Here is an 18,485-nt window from a genome sequence, read left to right as displayed (position 1 = left end):
CTCCTTACATCTGATAGGTAATGAGATAAGTCAGATCGGCTGAACCCCAGCTCGCCATTTCAGTGTCTCGCTGCCAGTCATAACTCTGCGGCGTGAGCGTATCGATCACGGATGAAAGTGCCGGCACATTAACGAGTGCCGGAAGGATATGGCGTTCAACCCACTCATCCAGTGCCGTATCCGGTTGGGTTGCCCGGAGGAATACCTCGATATGCAGCGTGGCCTGCCAGGCTTCTGCATCCAGATAGTTACCGCTGTAGCGGGCGTCTGACAGATAAACGGCTACGACGGGCAGTTCTTTTTCATCAATAAAAACGGGGCGGCCATCATGAAAGGCCGCCCCGCTGATGTGGGACTTAAGCGCATCCGTGAGGGTGCGCCTGATTTCAGCATGTTTTTTCATACCCTCTTCCTCAGGTAAAGCCTCAGTTGCTGTCTGAGCGCGGCGGCCAGTTCAGCCTGCATATCCGTTTCCAGCAACTGCCGGCTTTGTTTCTGATAGCTCTCCGTCAGCGGTCCGGACAGCGGGATTTTTACAACCTGAACCGGATAGCGACTGCGGCCGGTCCGCTGCAGTACATGCCAGCGGCCGTTAGCCAGTTGCTGTATAAATGCATTTCGGAAAGTAAACCGCCCGATTTTCAGCACGCTGCCATGCCGGCCGGCCACTGTTTTTCGCCGGGACAGCTGCAGACGGGCCGTGCCCAGACTGATAGCCGGCAAATCCCCGCGGTTAACGACCAGTCGCGCGGTCGGATCAGCATGGCCCGGCGTGGCCGGGCGTAGCCGGACACGCTGCCTGACCAGCTTCTGAGGAACACGCGTCTGCTTTGCAACCTCGCGTGTGCAGCGCGTAATGACGCGACGGGCCACACGGTTCACCGCCTGCGCCAGCGCGCGGGGCACCAGCTGACGATCGAGCTCATACAGGTTATTCAGTGCCTGGTTCAGTCCCCACACTTTTATCCTCCTCAAGCCAGATTTGCGGCTTGCCGTTGTAAAACTGCCAGCGGGTCACTCTCCAGTGTTTCTCCTGCCATTCAACCCGATCATGTCGTTCGGGCTGATAAGCCCTGTCGAAGACAATTAACGACACGCCCTCTCCGGACAGTGGTCCCATGTCAGCCGTAAAGGCATGTTCAGTTGCGCACATCGTCCGCCCATTAATCACTACGGCCTGACCGAACCGGCGTGCAGTGACATCGTCCATCCTGTCAGTCAGGCGGAAAAACGGGCTAGCCAAAAAGCTTAACGGCCACAAAGGGCGCCTTGCCTTCGGCGTTTTCCCAGGCGGTACCGAGTGGTACCGCCCCCGCCTGATTGTTTGCAACAACGTGATTGTCGTACACATACACGCGCTTTCCGGCCTGAATGGTTTCACCCGATTTTTTCGCTAAAGTGAATACCCCTTCCGCCAGGCCAGTTCCGGCGCAATCTTTCGGGGTATCTGTTACGGCAATAACGATACGATCTCCCACACGCACCATATCGCCGCTTTTATAGTTTTCGTCCGCAATGAACGTCAGTGTCTTGCCATCCTGCACATAATTTTTTGCCATGGTTATTCTCCTTCCCGATCCGTGTTGACCGGATTTCAGGCATAAAAAAAGCCCTTCCGGGCGTTCAGGTTTATTCAGGGCGCATCAGGCGGTGCACTTCACCAGGCCGCGATAGTCAACAGGTGCAACACCAGCGTCGATGCGTACTTTCGTCGTGACACCATCAGAAGTAAATCCCTCCATCTGGTCGATAAACGGCGTATCCACACCGTTAAGGTAAGCGACCTCAATCGTGTCCGAACCTTTTGCCGCCGCGAGGTAGAACGTGTTCTGGCTGGCATCGTCCAGACGTGGTTCGGCAATTACCGTTGCGAAGTTCTGCACGGGGTTAATGATACCGGCGTTGATGTCGGCGCCTTTAACAGACGTTGAGCGAATGACCTGACTGGCAGTGGACTCCATGGCGGTCGGCACCAGCACAAAAGCCGGACGAATATTGAGATGGCGTTCGCCTTCTTTCTGACGGCGCATCATCTGCCGGGCTTTATCCAGGGACGCCACATCCATTGCGGCTTTGGTCAGAACATTTGCATGGCTGTCTGCAAACAACGCAATGTTATCCGTGCTCAGTTGCGGATTTTTCACGAGGATGGCATAGACCAGATCTGCCACCGTGGCTTTAGCCGCACGGCCAAGTTTCATGGGAACATCGGTCAGCATGCTCAGGTCATCATTGATAATGGCCTGGCGGGTGATGCTGAACAGCTCACCGTAGGTGGCCAGGGCAATCGTTGCCTGCTTGTCTGACGTCGTGACGTATTTGTATTCCGCCCCCTCGCGGACCTGACGTAGCGAAGGAAAACCACCCAGCCCCACACGGTGCGCAATTTTGAAATCGGACAGCTGTCCCTTTTTGGTCCACTCACCGAACGTCTCAGGGGCCTGTTCCCAGCCCTGAAGAATGGATTTATAGGACACATCCAGCATGATATTGCCAAAATCGGAAGTGCTGTGCGTAAACGCCAGCCCGACGATCTGTACCGGGTTATAACTGGCCACACCGAAGCCCCGTTCGGTCAGTGACAGGCGCGCATGCTCGCGAAGCGTCATGGCGTTGTAAGGGTTATCTGACTGGAGTGGCTCATAACCGGCCCGCGCCATGATGGCCTGCCGGATACCGTCACCGGTAAAATTACCGTTTCCGGCATAGATGTGAGGTGCGGCTGATTTGTTAGACGGCGTGCTGTCTTTGCCCATTTGCGTCAGCAGCTTCTCGCGTGCCAGCTCAAGTGTGCACGTCGGATCCGCGATGCAAGCTGCCTGCAGAGCATTGTATTTATCACCGAACATCCCAAACAGGTCAGTGAGCGCCCGTGCGCGGACACGCTGTTCTTCAATGAACTGTTCACGTAAAACCGCTTCGTTCACACCTGCCTGAGGTGGAGCAGGATCATGCGTCAGGCTGTTCTGCGGCGGCGTCAGCATATTGCGAAGGTTTTCTGGCATTTTTTCGTACTCCTCGATACGTTTTGAATCAATGCGGGCCATTGCCTGAACGGCGGGCGCCAGCTGGTCAGCGAATCCCAGCGAGACACACTGGGTCCCATCCATCCAGGTTTCCTCTTTCAGCATCCCGGCGATAACCTCATGGGCCAGCCCTGTTTTGGCGGCATAAGCCGGGATGAGCACAGCTTCTGTTTTATCCAGCAGTTCAGCGAAATCACGCATGTCATCGGCATCACCGCCTGCGACCGCCCAGGGTTTATGGATCATCATGAAACTGTTGGCCGGCATGATGACCGGATTACCGACCATGGCGATGACGGAGGCCATCGACGCGGCCACGCCGTCGACATGAACCGTAATGGCAGCAGGGTGATATTTAAGTGCGTTAAAAATGGCGATCCCTTCAAAAATGCTGCCACCCGGCGAATTGATGTGAAGGTTGATGTGTTTGATCTCGCCGAGTGCCTGGAGGTCGCTGATAAACTGTTTTGCCGGCACCCCCTGAAAACCAATTTCGTCATAGATATAAATTTCTGCCTCAGCTTCGCCCCGTATGGCCATCCAGAACCAGGATTCAGTCTTCTTCGCCTGTATCGCCTGACGCTGGCTTATCTGCTTTATTTTCTCGGTCACTGCTGACTCCTTTGTCGTTTGCCGGGTCAGTGTCGAACACCAGCCCCTCTTTCTGGTTTTCATCGACTTCCGCTTTGCGGCGACGTTTAACCTCATCAGGGTTGCGCCCGCACGCTCGCGCCCAGTCGGATTCGGTTGCCGCCCCACCCCGTATCTGGATTTTCCAGGCTGTCGCCTCCTTCACAGGGTCGATCCAGGGCATACTGGGTCCCGAGTAAATGGCGTCATACAGTGTGGAAAGCTCGATGTCGGCGGGTGGCTTAATCACGCCCGCCGCAAGCGCCTGCTTCAGCCATGCGCGATAAACCGGCCGGGTGACAGCAGCAATAAAACAGTCCTGCAGAATGAGATATCCGTCCGTAGACTCCACCAGCTCCTGCCGCTGCGCGCTGTATGTGCCGTTGTAATTGCGGGCGGTGCTCGAAAAGCTCAGACGTGTACCGGCAGCCACGGCACGTAGCTGCCCGTTCCGGAATGATTCAAGGTTGGTGTTGGGCCGGTCTGACTTGATCATGCCAATCTCTTCACCCTGCCGGAGATCGTCATACAACATGCCCGGCTGAATAGTCAGTTCACGCTCACTGCTGCCACTCAGGCTTTCTGAATAGTCCTGCCCGTCACCTTTTTTGATGTACATCCCCAGAGCAGCGGCAATGCGCGCGGCCACCATTTCGCTTTCTTCATAATCTTTCAGGGCGCTCAGGCGGATCATCACACCAGACAGGATGGTAATGCCCCTCACCTGGTGCAGACGCCGCGCAAATTTAAGATGCAGCATGGCGTCAGAAGACACCTCTTTGGTATCAGAGAGCAAACCGCTGACGGGGAGATTTTTATAGACCTGATACTTAAGCGGCTTACCCCACTCGTTCAGCCAGACGCCCTGAATGAGTCCAGCGGCAGGATCGGAGTTCATGGTCACGAAATCTGGCTCAAGTGCTTCAAGCCAGAAAGGTACGCCGCCATCTGCCCTGAGCCCGGCGCCATGGCCGCTCACCAGCTGAGCAAAAACCTCCCCGTCTCTGAGCCAGGTGCGCAGCATCAGGCGCTCCAGTACTGGCCGGGAAAACTCGCCAGTGACATCAGGCCGCAGTGACCATTCACCCCATTTTTTGCGTATGGTTTTCACCAGCTCTGTAGCCACACGGCCGTCTTTCAGCAGCGGATGCGGGTCAACGATGATGCCTTTTGCGCCGATAACGCGCTCTTCCAGCTTATCCAGTATGCCGATCACCAGGTCATGATTCGCATCAAGCGCTCTGGCCTGCTGGCGAAGGGAAACTGCCCCGGCCTGACTGAGCTGGTTGGCTGAGCGTGTTTCGCGTCTGGCTTTATGTGTGCGGGTGGGGAGCGCGGCTTCGTAGGCGCGGATCTGCATGCGGGCACGCAGCCTGGCAGCCTTCCACGACGGCGAAAAAGCACCGATTGCATTATCCAGGAATGACATCAGAACCTCGCTAAACGATAACCCGTCTGACCACAGCGTTTTTTAAGGTATACGGCCAGGCGGCGCTCCCACTCCTGCCGCCCCTTTCGAATGTCTGCCAGATTCTCCATCGTCATGGACTGTCCGTTCAGCATGATGGTTTTGCCGCTCAGTACGGCAATCTCTGCCTCGGTGTAATAGCGGATCATGGCTTCCACCTCGGTCTGGTTCATATCCAGCCTCCGTTTGTAATCCAGGGATTGTTTGTCATGTCGGGAGTCGGGCCTGATGAGGGTTTGCGGGTGCGGGCTTTCAGTGGCGGAGACATGCTTGTCAGAGTGTTATCTGTATCACTGTCTTCAAGCCAGGTTTCCCGGCGAGCCCATGAAGGTGCATCAGGCCATTTAATTTTTTCGTAGCCATGCAGAATGACCAGCGCATCGGCATAGACGAGCAGGTCAAATCCTTCATTGGCTCCCCGCCCCGGTTTACGCCACCGCCCTTCTGGTGAGCGCTCTTCATAGGTGAGCTCGTCATAAAACCAGCTCCCGATCCAGGCCGGAAAATGAATGTAATTGGGACCTGGGGCTTCACGCCACAGGGCGTTATTTACCCGGTCCTTGAGCGCATCGGTCTGGAGCAGATAAAGCGGAACATCCCCTGCAGCCTTTGCCCGGCGCGCTGAGCGTCCGGTATTGTCAGGCCATGTCCGGGTGATCAGCTTTTCACGCTTATGGCTGTCGCCCTTGAAAAGATAAACACGCTTTCCTTCCCCCTCCCGACGGCATTTTCGCCAGAAGCGATAGGCGTTGTCGGTCACACCGTCCTCGCCTCCGGAATCCACAGCCATCGCCATAAGCGACATTCGTTTTGACGGATCGCTGGCCAGCGCCCAGGTTTTGTACAGCACGTCCGAGAGAAGCAGATCCCAGTCCTCAGGGTAACTGCCGGGATCGAGTGGGCGGCTTTCGCCAAGGGCATCGCTGCGTAACGAATGACGGATGTTGTACCGGTCAACGACCCAGCGTTCTCCCATCGCACCGTATCCGGTTATCTGCACCACGAAACGACGATGCCGGCCGCCCTGCACATCCACGGTTGCAACAAGAAACCTCACCCCGTCTGCAACCGTTCGCTCGGGAATATCCTCTGCCCGGCTCTCCAGATGTTCTCCCTTACGTTGTTCAAGGGCGGTCCGGGGAAAATAAGGCCTGCCGAAATCCGTATTGAAGACGGCTTTAAGGGTTTCTTCACTGCCTGTTGCCTGATACTCCTGTTCGGCAGTGAGATATTTATAAATCAGCTGAGTCCATGTCTGATATGCCGCTGCCGGCCCCTCCATCCAGAAAGAGGCAATCCGGGACTGGCGTGCCTTCCCGCTGAGTTGCCCCTCACGATCCATGCTCTGCCCGTCACGCAGCCAGACGCCGCGGCTATTCAGGACACGCTTCATATCGGGTTCAATCAGTTCAGAGCAGGCCGGACACTGCAGACGTGCAGCCTCACTGGCCAGTACCGGATCGGTATAGCCGCGATAGCCTGTCATACTGGCTATTTCCGGCTGAAAATATTCCCCACAATGCGGGCACGGCCAGTACCACCGGCGGCGATCGCCCCGGTTATATAACGAGAGGATCCCTGTTGCTGGCGGTGCTTCATGTGGCGTCGAAGCCTTCCATTTTGTATCGCAAATATCCCGGCCCGGGGAGCTCTCCACCAGCGTCATCCCGGCTGACATAAATGTGGTGGTGCGTTTGGACGCCAGGGAAAAACCATCCCCCTCCCCGTCTATATCATCGGGCCAGCGGTCATAGTCAGTGAGTGCAACATATCGATAATCCGATGAGGACATGATATTGACGGATGGCCAGCCAATTTTGAGGTAGTTGCCGGCGCGAAAAGTCCGGTCATGCACATTATTATCGCTGGCGCGTGGGCTGAGACGGCTGTGAAGCTCAGGGCTGCAGCGAAAAGTGCGTTCAAGGCGTTTTTTTGAATGTTCGCGCGCCTTTTCTTCCGTCATCTGTATCAGCAGAAAATCTGCCGGATCGCAGACCACAGAATAGGTTATCCAGCCATCAATCAGACCCAGCGTTTTACCCGTCCGCGCGGGGCCGACAAAAACCACAGCGTCATAATTGCGCGACGTCAGGCAGTTCATGGGTTCAACAATATAGGGCGTCAGTGTCGCGTCCCATGGGAGTGAACTGCCGCCACCCAAAGGCACGCGCATGTAGCGTCTAACCGCATCAGCTACTGGCATTCGATGTGGAGCTTTAAAGAGTTCAGATACGTCTCGGCGTATCTCAGCAGCTGAGGCGTATGTCATGACTCACTCTCTTCGACGATATCTGCACTACGGATCTCTGCAGCCAGCGCTTCTCGAATTTCATCAACAATGCTTTGTGCTTCTGAAATCTGATGCGGAGACCACCCATGATCGCGCTCCAGCCTGTCAGGCCATGTATCCAGTACCTGTAAAACAGATTTCGCCATCATGGCCATCTCGCGATGCACTTCATTAGCAGGAACGAGCTGGCTGAGCGCAGCTTCAAGCTTTACGCGCTCATTCTCAGACTGAAACCAGTCCTTACGGGATTTAGGATCCATACGGGAGGGATCATGAAGTGTTTCAGGTGTGGCTGCTTCGTCAGGGGCAAAGAGAACAGGACCGATGTCCTTGAGGGCATAGACCGGATTTCCACGAATGTTTCCGGCGGATGCAACCTGAGCGTTCATGATTTTCTTTCTGACCGTCTTACGATCTATGCCGAAAGCTTCAGCAATTTTCGCAACACTCCAGTTATAGGCATCCCCGATTCTGCTGATGTCTGACATTCCTCACCTCAACACACCAGCTCATTTACGTATTTCCTTTTTAATATCATGTAATTAACCGCTATCCACCTGTCCCTGGTTTTGGCGAAATGGACACCTCAAAAGCCGATTTATTTTATATATTCAATTAGTTAAGACACGTGGTGGTGTCCCTATGAAAATCGCAAAACTAGCCGTTTTCTGCGGGGCCGCCGCCTCGTGGCCAGGGTACCCCTCCGGGAGGACCCGCAGATTCAGAGCGTGGCGAGACAATCATTTTTTCCTTTTTTTGTTCTGATTTTTAATAGGTCAGGCTTTCACCTCTTTTAAAGAGTTCCGAGTTGCCCTGATACGGCTTCGAGCACAGTGTTTAAACAAAGAGGTGTTTGCAACAGAACATGTCATGTTTATAAATAGGGGCCATATTTACCTAATAAAAAAGCCTCTATAAAAGAGGCTTTAAAAAGATATGTTATTTTCGCCTGACTTTCACAGGCTCATCAGCAGGCTTAGCCTGAAATGGCGGCCTTCTCCACAACCAGATTTCACGGCGTTGTTTTTGAAGCAGATGTGATTTTTAGTATTAAATTTAATCATATATGCACCCTCCTTAAGGATATATCCTGAAATCAAACTGATAACTTCTGCTGTTAGAAACGATACTGCAAACGAGGTTAAGCTCCCGCCAATTCCAACTACCGAAGCCGTGAACATCAGTCTAAGGAGGAGACCACCCATATCTTTACAAGCCCTTACTTTATAATGAGCTTGAATTCCGGAACTAAACTCAGTAAATCATAAGGCCCGCGCATAAGTCCAGCTCTTAAATTGTTTTTACCTTCGAGCACGTAAATATAATCAAACTAACTTCAAGCCCATAGTCTCAAGCAATGCCACCTTTAATGCGCTTTGTTGTGTAATGAGCTTGTGCAGCTATACAGGACTCCTGGATAACCAGTCGGCCGCAGCGCGCATTTGCTTTATGGCCTCGCTTTTTGCCAGCGCCTCTAAATCTGCAAGTGTTGTTTCAGACTTGTAAGGCAACTTCAGATACAGAGACACGTTTTCACCACCCGAATCGGGATCGGTATAAATCGTTACTTCTGCATAGACAGCGTTTCCTTGGACGCGTGTGAAGTTTCCAACGTCTATTTCCATTTTTCACTCATGTGCTGATGCATTGAACCAGGATTATGCATCATCAGAAGTCATGCAAAAAGCCGGGGAATTATTGTTACCTCAGGCATTGCTCTCTGATGAATTGCTGCAGGCCGGCTATTTGCTTACCGGCGAGCTCGATTCGACTTCTGAGAGTGAAATAATCCCGTTCAGCGGACTTATCAGATCGGGTGCGGGCTGCATCATCCACGCCGCTGGTGCCGGGGGCTTTACCCTCTGGCATGGCTGAACGGCGGGTTTTGAGGTACAGCCGCTTGCGACCAGCAATAACGTCATGGTGAAGCTGCTCAATAGTCGCCTGAGCATTGGCTAACTCCTTTGTATATTTCTCATCGAGCGCGGCAACCTCACGCTGTCGCCTCTGCATTTCGCTGAGAGCAGCTTCCTGCTGCTTCGCCAGCTGTTGCGTCTGATGTGCTGCCGCGCGCCACTCTGTGGCTTTGTCGTGATAATGGGTAGCGAGCAGACCGGCTCCCAACGCAACTAGGCAGAGGCACAGCAGCAAATACCGCATCACTTCACACCCTTCAGACAAAGCTGCCTTTCTTCCTCGCGACGTTTCACCAACCCCGGCAGCTCTTTGGCTCCGCCGAAAACCCACCGGGGAAATTCATTGCATCCGTCCACCAGCTGCCCATGGCGGAAATAGCGGAACATCGTTGATTTCTGCATTTTTGGACAGCCGACATTGAATGCAATCGAGACCGCAGCGGAAAAAGTGTTAGCCGGCAGTCGGGTGCCAGCGGCGTAGCGATTTACGCATGCTTCGGCGTCCAGTATGTTTTGTTGCCAGTCTGCGGCTATCTGTTCGTCAGTCTTGCGCGAGCCTGGCTTAGCACCGTGTGTATTGCCTATACCGTCGGTTATAATACCTGCCGGACATGTGTACGGCTCACGCCGGCAACCCTCTGCATTACCAACGAGTTCCAGTCCGCGCTGATTTGTGCGCACCTGCCCGCCAGAAAGCATGATTGCAACGATGACGCCAACAGCACATACCGCGCCCGCTGCGCCGGCTTTTCTGTTAAGTATCGGCATCTGTCATCCCCGCATTTTCTGTTGCTTTAGCCACCACTTCAGCAGCCGTTGGGCGCTCGCTTTCCGGCTTAGCGATGACGCTGTCCAGATAGGTTCTGAGCATCTCTGTTCGCTTGCGCTCCTCCTCCAGCTGCTGTCGCCTTTCGCGTCGCGAGGCGTAATAGGTTTTGACTGTGAAGAAAGCGGAGATCGCTGCGCCGATGCAAAAAACGCAGTCGTAAAGCGTCAGCGTTGAGAAGAACGCCAGACACGCAGACCACCAATACGGCATTTGATGAGATGAAGAGTCCATACGATGCATGCTCAGCCCTTTCTGGTGTGGGCAACGATGGGGTGAAAAGAAAAAAGCCGCGCGTCGGCGTGCGCAGGGTGCGCGGTGGGAACCAGCGGAGACTTTGAGTATAAAAAAAAGCCCGCCTAAGCGAGCTTTGTAGGTACAATTTATTGAGATTCGTCGTTAACAACAGGCTCTATAGTCCTCGCAGAGATATGCAAGGACTGCATTCAGCGCAGGAATAGCCTTCCTCACTTATCTCACTGCCGCGCAGGCAGCTTTAATTACAGATGAGTAGAAAATCATGTCATTAACAGTAGGTAAATGGGTTTAAAGCTATTCACTCGCAGTGCAGGCAAGACACGCCAGCGGCGAAATAAAAGCGAAAACAGTACAGGACTATATAAGGCTTGCGCGGTTCTGTTGCAGAGTCTGGGGCGATCGTAAGTTGATGAGCATCTCGGCTTATGAGATCAGCCGCATCATCAATGAAAAAGTCCAAAAAACCTCATACGCAGCTCGCCGGCTCCGCATAAATCTGTCCGATCTTTTCAAAGAGGTGCAACGAGCGAGCGTTGTACCGATGGGACACAACCCCGCCCTTTTATCCCGGCCGCCGATGACAGCGGTTGCAGCGGCGCGACTGAGCCTCAGCGAGTGGATACAGCTTTTTAAGTGCGCTAAATACCGGGCTCCGGTTTATTTTCAGAACGCAATGCTGCTGGCACTGGTTACCGGCCAGCGCCCCTCGGATTTAGTCAGTATGCATTCTCGTGACGTCAGGGATGGTTATCTTTATATCACGCAGATTAAAACGGGAGAAAAGATAGCCCTCTCGCTTAGCCTGTATCTGGAGGCTATATCTACCTTACTCGCTGAAGTCATCGTTATCTGTCCGTCAAATGGCCTGATGCTGCAAACGGACTCAGGGAGGTGCATCCATACCTGGTAGTTGTCGCACTGGTTTAGGGTTTGTCGTGAGTGCTGCGAGCTGTCAGTTCCGCCCGGCTGTACTGCACCGCCGTTCCGCGAACAGCGCTCTCTGGCTGAGCGACTTTATCGAGTGCAGGGCATAGATACTCGCACACTACTGGGCCATAAATATCAGCATATGACAGATAAATACAACGACATGCGAGAGAAAGGTTTTAGGTATTTATCGCTTAGTTAATCATCGATGGTTAAAGCGTCGGTAAGATACTGCCGACGCTTTAACCATCGATGATGGGCTATGGCTGCTCTTAGCGGTATTACGCCAGTTAGCGACTCCCACGCATCAGCTTTGTGCCAGTTCATACAGGCTATGCCAGTCTTTTGGAATGTTTTGCAATATATTCCTCTATCGACCCATTCATTGAACAGAGCAATCTGTAGTGTTGACAAAAATTAACAATATTTTATCTATGCCAAAACTCTCCAGCCAATAAAGGCTGAGATCCCAGCTGCCAAATTTTCTACAGACCGCGCTGTCAGAGGGTTGAGGTATGCCATAAGAGTACATTGAAAATAGTAATTGCTTGTGGATGCCCCTTACACCATTTGATAACCTAAAGATTAACTTATCAATTAGTGAGGGGCATATGCAATTAGAGGGTCTTCGTTCACTTCATGCGAGTATGCGGGCTAATAATGTGACACGGACGCAGTTTCAATACCGACACAATAATGTTGTTTTCGATGTGCTTTTTTTTACCGACCGTACGCCCTATAAACTGCTTTTTGGCGCGATTGGACATAAATGTAGTTTCATACTTGATGTTCGCCAGGGATATGAGGTTGCGCCAGTAATAAGACCTGAATCAGCTTACTCAGATCTGTGCAGAGCCTTGGGGTTGACCTTCGATCCTGCTAACCCTTTTAAGCCATCTAAATTCTTACAGCACTTTGCCCAACATATTCCTTCCTCTATCGAAAATGCCAAACAGCCATCTGCTCTACCTACCCAGAGTGCAGAAATTGTTGATGACGGAGAGAAGGTTTTCTTCAGCCACTGGCGCAATAATGGAAGCAGCAGCCATGTCAGCGAAAAGAACCTGGAAAAAACTTACCGTGCATTTGGCAAGTTGATCTCCGATTTTTGTCTGGACAGAAATATCAGCAGTTGCTGGTCAGTACACGACAAAAAAAATTAGACTGAACGCTTACTGACTGCGGAAGCCGGTGTTGTCACAGAAACTGCATGATTACCAGATTACGCCAACTTTTACGTACGTAAATTAGTTTCACATGAATATGGGCGAGGTATGCGTTGCACAAACCTGTCCATTTCAAGTGACGTATCTAGCATGACGAGCATGCCCTCAACTACGCCTTCGGCCTTTTGAAGCTTTTTCCCGATGTGGCCATCTGAACAGTGATGTTTTCTTGCCAATGACATAAAAGTATGACCGAGAATGTAGTAATCTACCAACAATTCATGCAGATCTGCATTTTTGGAATAAAGCTTAGCGACACAACGGCTGACAATCAGTCCATCCTCATCACAACACTGAGGGCGAGTCGTCACTCTATTTGGGAAAAGCCCTGTGAATCCAGCGGCAACACTGTACCATGAGATTTTTTCCGGGTTATTTGCAACCCAGGCTCCCCAGCGTTCAAGCACCTGTTGAATATCACGCATTGCTCTGGTTTCCATCTTGACTGAACCGAACTAAGTAAAACAATTATACGGTTTATTGATGAACGTTACATGAGAAAGTCAGTGTTGCGCAGTTTTAAAGACAAGTAAATCAAGGGGAGAAGACAAGCCGCCCCGGACGCATCCTAAGATGAGCATCTTTGGAATGAGTTCGGAACAGGTACATCCAAGTAGAGCTCGCCAGTAATCGGTTAATGGACGCGGGGTCAGGGACTCTAGGCATCTTGCAATAAGCACCTGCTCGCTGACCCTGAGGTCCGCAGCTAAGACGTCTGCCGGATTTGCCCAGACCAGCCGATAGAGTGATTGCCTTTCATTTGAAAATTGATTAGCGGTGCCCATGAGCCATGATAACCATTAACAGATTAGTTTAATTTTGTGGTAGAAAAAATCGCTCATCCCACAATAAACACTATAAAACTCCGCTAAAACACGTTAGAAAAGTACGTTTCCTTGTATTTATAATAAATGCATAAAGTTGCATGAAACGCTCTTCATTAACCAGTTAAATTTATGATTTAATACTTTCAGAATATGTCTCCTGCAGGTATATAGCCAAATGAAAAATTTTGGGAAAAATAATATGGTACATAACACTCGATGAGTCAGGATTTGACGGACAGAGATTCTATGGCCTTGCCGATTTATAGATAAAATACTAGCACGGGAGATATTTTGTCCGCATGGTGCATAAGTTGAGGCAAAAGCAAAGCTTTAACGATGTAACAAATTGATATAAAGCACATTCAATACTAAATATTGCATTTTATCATATTTTCTAGATGTTATTAAACATCTATCGCTTGCCATTCACTGAACAGCAACTAAAAACTTAAGGTTAATAAAGGTTAGGCAATTAAAAAATTGCACTATCATAAAACTCAACTGCGCACCGTTACAAGCTAATCAGATGCCAGCCTCGTTACACTGACATGGGATGGCGAACGGGAATATTATTATATAAAACGCAAATTATTCATATCAAAAATAACTATAAAAATAAAGCAAATATCAAACAAATGCTTTACATGGGAAATTTTAAGATATCGTCTACTTAAGGCACTACAAATCAACAAAGGAAAACAAATGCTTGATTTAAAAATGGACGTAATCGTAACAGATGGCGAAAGGCAATTTAATCTTCTTGACATGAACTCGGGTTCCAAAACATTCCTAGGGACTTCAGACACAACAGTTCTGGTTGCCAATGCTATATTAAACAGTGAAGTTCCAAAAAAAATAAACAAAGCCGAAGGGTTAAGAACAGTATTTAAAAATAATTTCGAAGGATCATTTGGACAAAACTTTTTATTGTCCATTACGGGTGATGATCAAATTCAGCGTTTTAATGAATTAGGCGCACAAGCATTTTCTGAAATAATGAGATATTATATTTGCAAGTGTCTCCGCGTTGACTTTGTGCCTACTACCGAAAACGCAATGCATAAAATAGCAGAGCTAAGACCTATCGAACTAGACATACTAAGAAGACTCAAAGAGCCATTAATTAATATGCATAAGGCTGTTGAAAGTCAAGGGTATAAGGTAGAGCTTTCTACTAAAAAGAATGAAATAAGAGTCAAAGTAGCCACTATTGATAGCGTCACTTTAGCTAATCTTAATCGACGTTACGAGTCGCCTCAAAGGTCTCGAATCCAAGCAATCGTTACGAGATTTAACGCGCTGACGGGGACTGGGAGACTTCTTTTAGATAGAGAATCTACTTCTATATCCTTTAGACATGCAGTTAGATGGGATTACATAAGTCAAGAACAAAAGAGGAAGTTCTCACGAAACCTCGATAATAATAATAGGAGAGGAAATGATTATTTTTCCCCATTAACCATGGAAGTAACTGAGATCACAGATAATACTGGTGAGCTTGTTCAATATTTAATACACGGCGTGGAATAACTGATGAGGGTAAAGATTTCAGCTATAGCCATAATAGCTATTACTTGGTTTGTTTACTTCGCATATTTTAATCACTGGGATGATATGTGGGATATTTTTGAGCCAAGAAAATGGAGTGGCTTTTCCGATTCGAAAGGTGATTGGGGGACATTTGGTGACTATGTTGGAGGCGTTCTTAACCCTATATTATCATTTATAAGCATTGTTATGCTAATCAACTCAATTAATCTGCAACGAGAAGCAAACAACTCACTTATAGAAGATTCGAAGCGACAGTCTAAGTTAGAAGACAAAAGATCTTTTGAAGTAAGCTTTTATAATTTAATTGAAGCAGAACGAGAAGAATTTAAAGAGCTTGAATTGATTCTACCAAACGGCACGTTCAAAAGCGTAAAGGCGGTTAATGAACTAGAAAACTATATCACCAATTATATAGAGGAAAACAACTCAACTCTGAGTGAAACTTCTGCAATTTTAGGGGGTATTGATGACGCTTCTGGAATGGCAATATTTTCTGTTGTCAGAGGCTTTTACGTTCTAACTAAACTAATAAATGAAAAATGTCCTATAGAGGACAGAGAACACTATATTGATGTTTGCGTTAGCTTAACACCAGTTAAAGCTATAAACATATTAGTAATAGCTGTAGTTTATTTTGATTGGAAAAACATTTCTTATATGAAAGATAATTTTCCAGAGTTTTTTGAAAAACCTGGTATAAAAAATAGCATAGATGCTTTTTACGAAATGCATGGCTAAGAATGTTCGTAATATTTACATCACTTGTCTCTCAGCGAAGCCAGCAATCAATATACTACTGAAATTTCTGACATAAAATAACCAATTAAATATTAATGTATGATATTCTACGCCGGATACGTTACGTACGGTAAAACGGTTTTCCTGAATACCGGCACTTTATGAAGGGTAGTAATTCAAATGACAATCAAGTGCATGCATTTGCTGTTGGAGATATGCATTTTCTGAAACATCTTGCTCGCCGTAATGATCTCCTAAAAACAGATACGTAGTTGGGAGTTATGCTGAGACAAAATACTCGCTTGCATTAGTCAATAAAACGACGTTCCTTGCTATAATGCGCTCAAGGCGAACTTTATCGAGCATTATTTATGACTGGTGCTGAATGCTCGAAAAGCTTAGAGATAGACTTAGTGGCTGGAAAGCTGTGATATTTCAGAATGACAATTTTAATAGTACTAAGATGCTAAAGTGAAGTTGAAGGTGATATTGATGAGTATTTTAAAATTGGTTAAGGAACAGGTTCTAGGCAGCATTATAACGGCAATACTGGGCGTAGTGGTTACACTAGGGCTGTTCCATTTTACTTCACAACCTATGCGATCTGCGGATGTTCGTGAAAAATTAGTAGAAATGGCTCGAGCCTGTATCCAGCAGCAACTTGCCACAAATTTGACCTCAGTGTTATTTGACTCAGTAACAAGTGAGTCACTCGACCTAAGTACATCAAACTCCGTAGTAGTTTACGGAAAAGCTATGAGTGCTAATGGTGCCCTTAGCCGCTTCCTGATGATCTTCGAACCCTCTGGACAAAACTTAATAGATAAAGTAGTTGGCAGACCTGGATTCTACGATATTGGGTACTGGGCAATTATCCCGGGCGCTGAGAATGACGAAGTCGTAGCATCTTCAATAAATATTGAAGACCTAGATAAAGACGGTAACAAGGATATACTAATTCGTTTAAAGTCAACTTACATGGATGGCGTATCTAAAGGGCTTCTTATCTTTAAAAAGGATAAACATGATCTATGGCATTTAATGGGGCTTCCATCAATGACAAAGATCATGCATTCCATTGCCGCGGGTCAGTCCCCCCTGCCAGAAGGACTTCAACCTATACTCCCACCAATACCTTGGTTTAGTAATGACAAAAAACTAAAACCTCAGTCAAACTACAAACACTACCTTGACTGGGAAGTTGATGAATCCGACTGGCAAGCCACTGATGCTATTGGGAAACATTCTTTTTGGATGATAAGAAACGGCACAAAAATAAAAATGTTCGAGAATGACCAAGCAGGCTACAAGCACTTTGGTGTACTGGCAAATATCTATGATGACGAGGCAATTCAAGGGAAGCATCATCTCATAGTCAGTTTTTTTAGGATTGAGAATAATAGATTGATTCCTGATCAGCATTGGAACTGGGCTTATCCTATGTTCTCTCTAGGATTAGAGGATAGTAAAGCAGTTGATCTGAATGAAATTCACGAAGCGGGTTTGCAAGCTCATAATACTGATAATTCAGTTTTCGGCTTAACAGAATTTGGGAAAATTGACTCCGATTAATATCGACAACCCCTACCAACGAATAATAGGTCTTAGATACGTTAAATCACGTTTTTAAAAGGGTAGGAGCTCAGGAATATTTCCTGATAAACCGTAAATTCTATCGCGCAAAATCGTTTCAAGTTGAATAGGAATGTTAAAATGCTTTGACCTGCCCCCCATTAATTGAGCATTTGGATTATTCGTTAAATCTCCATTAGCAAAAAGTGATGAACTTCCGCTGCTTGCTCATTCCGAAAGTTTACCCCGGCGCTTCCTGCCATTTGCTTTAAGCAAAGTCTTCAACTACCTAATATATGCCACTACCTTTTCGGTGCTGGCTGGCACATAGAGCTTTTCCAGCTACGCACGAGGAGGCGGCATCAACTCGCTAGACTGAAGGCGCATAGTCATTATCCGCAGCTCATTGCGACACTTCATGCACAGCTCCAGCTCCGTCAGCCCTTCGCGCGCATTGCACTGTATCAGCCGGTAACCATCCAGAAGCAGGTGTTGCTCTTCCACGAGTAGGCTTCAGGTGATTTGTACAGTCCCCGGCGAGCGCAATATTTCATCACCATGTTGTAAAGCTCATCCTCGTCCGGCAGCCCCGCAACGCTGTATTCGCCCTTCCGGCACCACTGAATGAACTCATCAGGCGAAGGTCAGAAAGGCCAATTACTGGAACAAGTCCGTTTCATACCCGTGGGCAACTGCTGTTTCGAAGTGATGCCGTTCTCCACAAACGCCGCAATCCATTGTCGTTTCGCAGCGGCCTCGTCACATTAATGCTTCAGGGCCGTGCTGATGGATGCGGGAAAGACCAGCTTCAACTGCAGAAAAGTATATCCCTCAGCTGCTCAGCGATTCTGTTAAAGCCACGGTTGCCTGACTGCGTCTGGTTGCCGGTTAACTTAGGGTTTTATTATCATCATATGCTCTAATAAATTTACAACATATTAATTTAACGTTAGTGAGATAAAATTATTGTATAAAAAACCATGCCTGAACACTTTATGCTTCTGTGATAAACACAAGCGAAGGAATGGAATATTCACTTACTAAACCAATAAAACCAATAAAACCAATAAAACCAATAAAACCAATAAAACCAATAAAACCAATAAAACCAATAAAACCGGTAAGGTAATATTATAAATAAACACCTTACCAGCAATCTTTCACTTTTCAATCAATAACATTATTTCCTCTAACTTACCGCTATTTAAAATCTTATACATTAACTCCATC

19 protein-coding genes and 1 pseudogene are annotated in these 18,485 nt (G+C 48.5%); 5 read left to right on the top strand and 15 right to left on the bottom strand.

The annotated features are described in order from the left end of the window. Window positions 1-4 precede the first annotated feature (4 nt). From gpU to B2J69_RS13950, 13 genes are all read right to left on the bottom strand, one after another. Window positions 5-403 carry a phage tail terminator protein gene (gene gpU / locus B2J69_RS14005; protein ID WP_081140170.1) on the bottom strand — a complete coding sequence of 133 codons (399 nt, stop codon included), beginning with the start codon at window positions 401-403 and terminating at the stop codon, window positions 5-7. Next, window positions 400-966 carry a phage tail protein gene (locus tag B2J69_RS14000; RefSeq protein WP_174580913.1) on the bottom strand — a complete coding sequence of 189 codons (567 nt, stop codon included), beginning with the start codon at window positions 964-966 and terminating at the stop codon, window positions 400-402. Before B2J69_RS14000 ends, gpU begins: the two co-directional genes overlap by 4 nt. Then, on the bottom strand, window positions 932-1,243 hold the full coding sequence (locus tag B2J69_RS13995) for a hypothetical protein (RefSeq protein ID WP_081140166.1): 312 nt from the start codon (window positions 1,241-1,243) through the stop codon (window positions 932-934). The genes B2J69_RS14000 and B2J69_RS13995 overlap by 35 nt, the downstream gene beginning before the upstream one ends. Next, window positions 1,236-1,559 carry a DUF2190 family protein gene (locus B2J69_RS13990; protein ID WP_081140164.1) on the bottom strand — a complete coding sequence of 108 codons (324 nt, stop codon included), beginning with the start codon at window positions 1,557-1,559 and terminating at the stop codon, window positions 1,236-1,238. The genes B2J69_RS13995 and B2J69_RS13990 overlap by 8 nt, the downstream gene beginning before the upstream one ends. Window positions 1,560-1,643: 84 nt before the next feature. Then, window positions 1,644-3,566 (bottom strand): ClpP-like prohead protease/major capsid protein fusion protein, encoded by a 1,923-nt coding sequence (locus B2J69_RS13985; protein WP_081140162.1) that lies wholly within the window; start codon window positions 3,564-3,566, stop codon window positions 1,644-1,646. Window positions 3,567-3,579: 13 nt separating this feature from the next. Continuing rightward, a complete protein-coding gene (locus B2J69_RS13980; RefSeq protein WP_081140160.1) occupies window positions 3,580-5,085 on the bottom strand; it encodes a phage portal protein in 1,506 nt (501 codons plus the stop codon). After that, on the bottom strand, window positions 5,085-5,297 hold the full coding sequence (locus B2J69_RS13975) for a hypothetical protein (RefSeq protein ID WP_081140158.1): 213 nt from the start codon (window positions 5,295-5,297) through the stop codon (window positions 5,085-5,087). Before B2J69_RS13975 ends, B2J69_RS13980 begins: the two co-directional genes overlap by 1 nt. Further along, window positions 5,294-7,393 carry a phage terminase large subunit family protein gene (locus B2J69_RS13970; RefSeq protein WP_081140157.1) on the bottom strand — a complete coding sequence of 700 codons (2,100 nt, stop codon included), beginning with the start codon at window positions 7,391-7,393 and terminating at the stop codon, window positions 5,294-5,296. Before B2J69_RS13970 ends, B2J69_RS13975 begins: the two co-directional genes overlap by 4 nt. Further along, entirely contained in the window at window positions 7,390-7,902 is a 513-nt protein-coding gene (locus tag B2J69_RS13965; protein ID WP_081140155.1) for a DUF1441 family protein, read from the bottom strand. Before B2J69_RS13965 ends, B2J69_RS13970 begins: the two co-directional genes overlap by 4 nt. 912 nt (window positions 7,903-8,814) lie before the next feature. Next, on the bottom strand, window positions 8,815-9,039 hold the full coding sequence (locus B2J69_RS23880) for a hypothetical protein (protein ID WP_143806293.1): 225 nt from the start codon (window positions 9,037-9,039) through the stop codon (window positions 8,815-8,817). 76 nt (window positions 9,040-9,115) lie between these two features. After that, window positions 9,116-9,574: a lysis protein gene (locus tag B2J69_RS23645; protein WP_094078518.1), complete on the bottom strand. Its 459-nt coding sequence runs from the start codon at window positions 9,572-9,574 to the stop codon at window positions 9,116-9,118. After that, window positions 9,574-10,098, bottom strand: a complete 525-nt coding sequence (locus tag B2J69_RS13955; protein WP_081140151.1) for a lysozyme — start codon at window positions 10,096-10,098, stop codon at window positions 9,574-9,576. Before B2J69_RS13955 ends, B2J69_RS23645 begins: the two co-directional genes overlap by 1 nt. Beyond that, window positions 10,085-10,399 (bottom strand): hypothetical protein, encoded by a 315-nt coding sequence (locus B2J69_RS13950; RefSeq protein ID WP_081140150.1) that lies wholly within the window; start codon window positions 10,397-10,399, stop codon window positions 10,085-10,087. Before B2J69_RS13950 ends, B2J69_RS13955 begins: the two co-directional genes overlap by 14 nt. A gap of 424 nt (window positions 10,400-10,823) precedes the next feature. Between B2J69_RS13950 and B2J69_RS23640 the strand changes: the two genes are divergently transcribed. Together B2J69_RS23640 and B2J69_RS23875 are read left to right on the top strand one after the other, a co-directional pair. Beyond that, window positions 10,824-11,324 carry a tyrosine-type recombinase/integrase gene (locus B2J69_RS23640; protein WP_094078517.1) on the top strand — a complete coding sequence of 167 codons (501 nt, stop codon included), beginning with the start codon at window positions 10,824-10,826 and terminating at the stop codon, window positions 11,322-11,324. Between the two features lie 628 nt (window positions 11,325-11,952). Further along, window positions 11,953-12,504: a DUF6037 family protein gene (locus B2J69_RS23875; protein ID WP_143806292.1), complete on the top strand. Its 552-nt coding sequence runs from the start codon at window positions 11,953-11,955 to the stop codon at window positions 12,502-12,504. 71 nt (window positions 12,505-12,575) lie between these two features. On the opposite strand, the gene B2J69_RS13940 is transcribed toward B2J69_RS23875, so the two are convergent. Beyond that, the gene (locus B2J69_RS13940; RefSeq protein ID WP_081140148.1) at window positions 12,576-12,992 is read right to left on the bottom strand and encodes an antiterminator Q family protein; all 417 of its coding nucleotides are present in this window, start codon (window positions 12,990-12,992) and stop codon (window positions 12,576-12,578) included. Window positions 12,993-14,096: 1,104 nt separating this feature from the next. On the opposite strand from B2J69_RS13940, the gene B2J69_RS23870 reads away from it, so the two are divergent. The 3 genes from B2J69_RS23870 to B2J69_RS13930 all read left to right on the top strand — a co-directional run bounded on the left by B2J69_RS23870 (window position 14,097) and on the right by B2J69_RS13930 (window position 17,255). Beyond that, entirely contained in the window at window positions 14,097-14,924 is an 828-nt protein-coding gene (locus tag B2J69_RS23870) for a hypothetical protein (protein ID WP_143806291.1), read from the top strand. Between the two features lie 3 nt (window positions 14,925-14,927). Continuing rightward, a complete protein-coding gene (locus B2J69_RS24235) occupies window positions 14,928-15,683 on the top strand; it encodes a hypothetical protein (RefSeq protein ID WP_174580910.1) in 756 nt (251 codons plus the stop codon). Between the two features lie 492 nt (window positions 15,684-16,175). Then, window positions 16,176-17,255 carry a hypothetical protein gene (locus B2J69_RS13930; RefSeq protein ID WP_081140506.1) on the top strand — a complete coding sequence of 360 codons (1,080 nt, stop codon included), beginning with the start codon at window positions 16,176-16,178 and terminating at the stop codon, window positions 17,253-17,255. Window positions 17,256-17,719: 464 nt separating this feature from the next. Here the strand turns inward: B2J69_RS13930 and B2J69_RS24540 are convergent. Further along, window positions 17,720-17,977: pseudogene (locus B2J69_RS24540) on the bottom strand (replication protein P). Between the last annotated feature and the right edge of the window lie 508 nt (window positions 17,978-18,485).

The organism is Pantoea latae (assembly GCF_002077695.1).
Lineage (GTDB): Bacteria > Pseudomonadota > Gammaproteobacteria > Enterobacterales > Enterobacteriaceae > Pantoea > Pantoea latae.
The sequence above is the reverse complement of the archived record's forward strand: the minus strand, read 5'-3'. Positions and strand labels throughout refer to the sequence as shown.

What these genes read in the sequence shown, in the direction of transcription:
- B2J69_RS23870 (WP_143806291.1), top strand. Translation starts at nt 14,097, where the DNA reads ATGCTTGATTTAAAAATGGACGTAATCGTAACAGATGGCGAAAGGCAA.
- B2J69_RS13990 (WP_081140164.1), bottom strand. Translation starts at nt 1,559, where the DNA reads ATGGCAAAAAATTATGTGCAGGATGGCAAGACACTGACGTTCATTGCG.
- B2J69_RS23640 (WP_094078517.1), top strand. Translation starts at nt 10,824, where the DNA reads ATGAGCATCTCGGCTTATGAGATCAGCCGCATCATCAATGAAAAAGTC.
- B2J69_RS13985 (WP_081140162.1), bottom strand. Translation starts at nt 3,566, where the DNA reads ATGGCCATACGGGGCGAAGCTGAGGCAGAAATTTATATCTATGACGAA.
- B2J69_RS23875 (WP_143806292.1), top strand. Translation starts at nt 11,953, where the DNA reads ATGCAATTAGAGGGTCTTCGTTCACTTCATGCGAGTATGCGGGCTAAT.
- gpU (WP_081140170.1), bottom strand. Translation starts at nt 403, where the DNA reads ATGAAAAAACATGCTGAAATCAGGCGCACCCTCACGGATGCGCTTAAG.
- B2J69_RS23645 (WP_094078518.1), bottom strand. Translation starts at nt 9,574, where the DNA reads ATGCGGTATTTGCTGCTGTGCCTCTGCCTAGTTGCGTTGGGAGCCGGT.
- B2J69_RS23880 (WP_143806293.1), bottom strand. Translation starts at nt 9,039, where the DNA reads ATGGAAATAGACGTTGGAAACTTCACACGCGTCCAAGGAAACGCTGTC.
- B2J69_RS13940 (WP_081140148.1), bottom strand. Translation starts at nt 12,992, where the DNA reads ATGCGTGATATTCAACAGGTGCTTGAACGCTGGGGAGCCTGGGTTGCA.
- B2J69_RS13930 (WP_081140506.1), top strand. Translation starts at nt 16,176, where the DNA reads ATGAGTATTTTAAAATTGGTTAAGGAACAGGTTCTAGGCAGCATTATA.
- B2J69_RS13955 (WP_081140151.1), bottom strand. Translation starts at nt 10,098, where the DNA reads ATGCCGATACTTAACAGAAAAGCCGGCGCAGCGGGCGCGGTATGTGCT.
- B2J69_RS13965 (WP_081140155.1), bottom strand. Translation starts at nt 7,902, where the DNA reads ATGTCAGACATCAGCAGAATCGGGGATGCCTATAACTGGAGTGTTGCG.
- B2J69_RS13970 (WP_081140157.1), bottom strand. Translation starts at nt 7,393, where the DNA reads ATGACATACGCCTCAGCTGCTGAGATACGCCGAGACGTATCTGAACTC.
- B2J69_RS13980 (WP_081140160.1), bottom strand. Translation starts at nt 5,085, where the DNA reads ATGTCATTCCTGGATAATGCAATCGGTGCTTTTTCGCCGTCGTGGAAG.
- B2J69_RS13975 (WP_081140158.1), bottom strand. Translation starts at nt 5,297, where the DNA reads ATGAACCAGACCGAGGTGGAAGCCATGATCCGCTATTACACCGAGGCA.
- B2J69_RS13950 (WP_081140150.1), bottom strand. Translation starts at nt 10,399, where the DNA reads ATGCATCGTATGGACTCTTCATCTCATCAAATGCCGTATTGGTGGTCT.
- B2J69_RS24235 (WP_174580910.1), top strand. Translation starts at nt 14,928, where the DNA reads ATGAGGGTAAAGATTTCAGCTATAGCCATAATAGCTATTACTTGGTTT.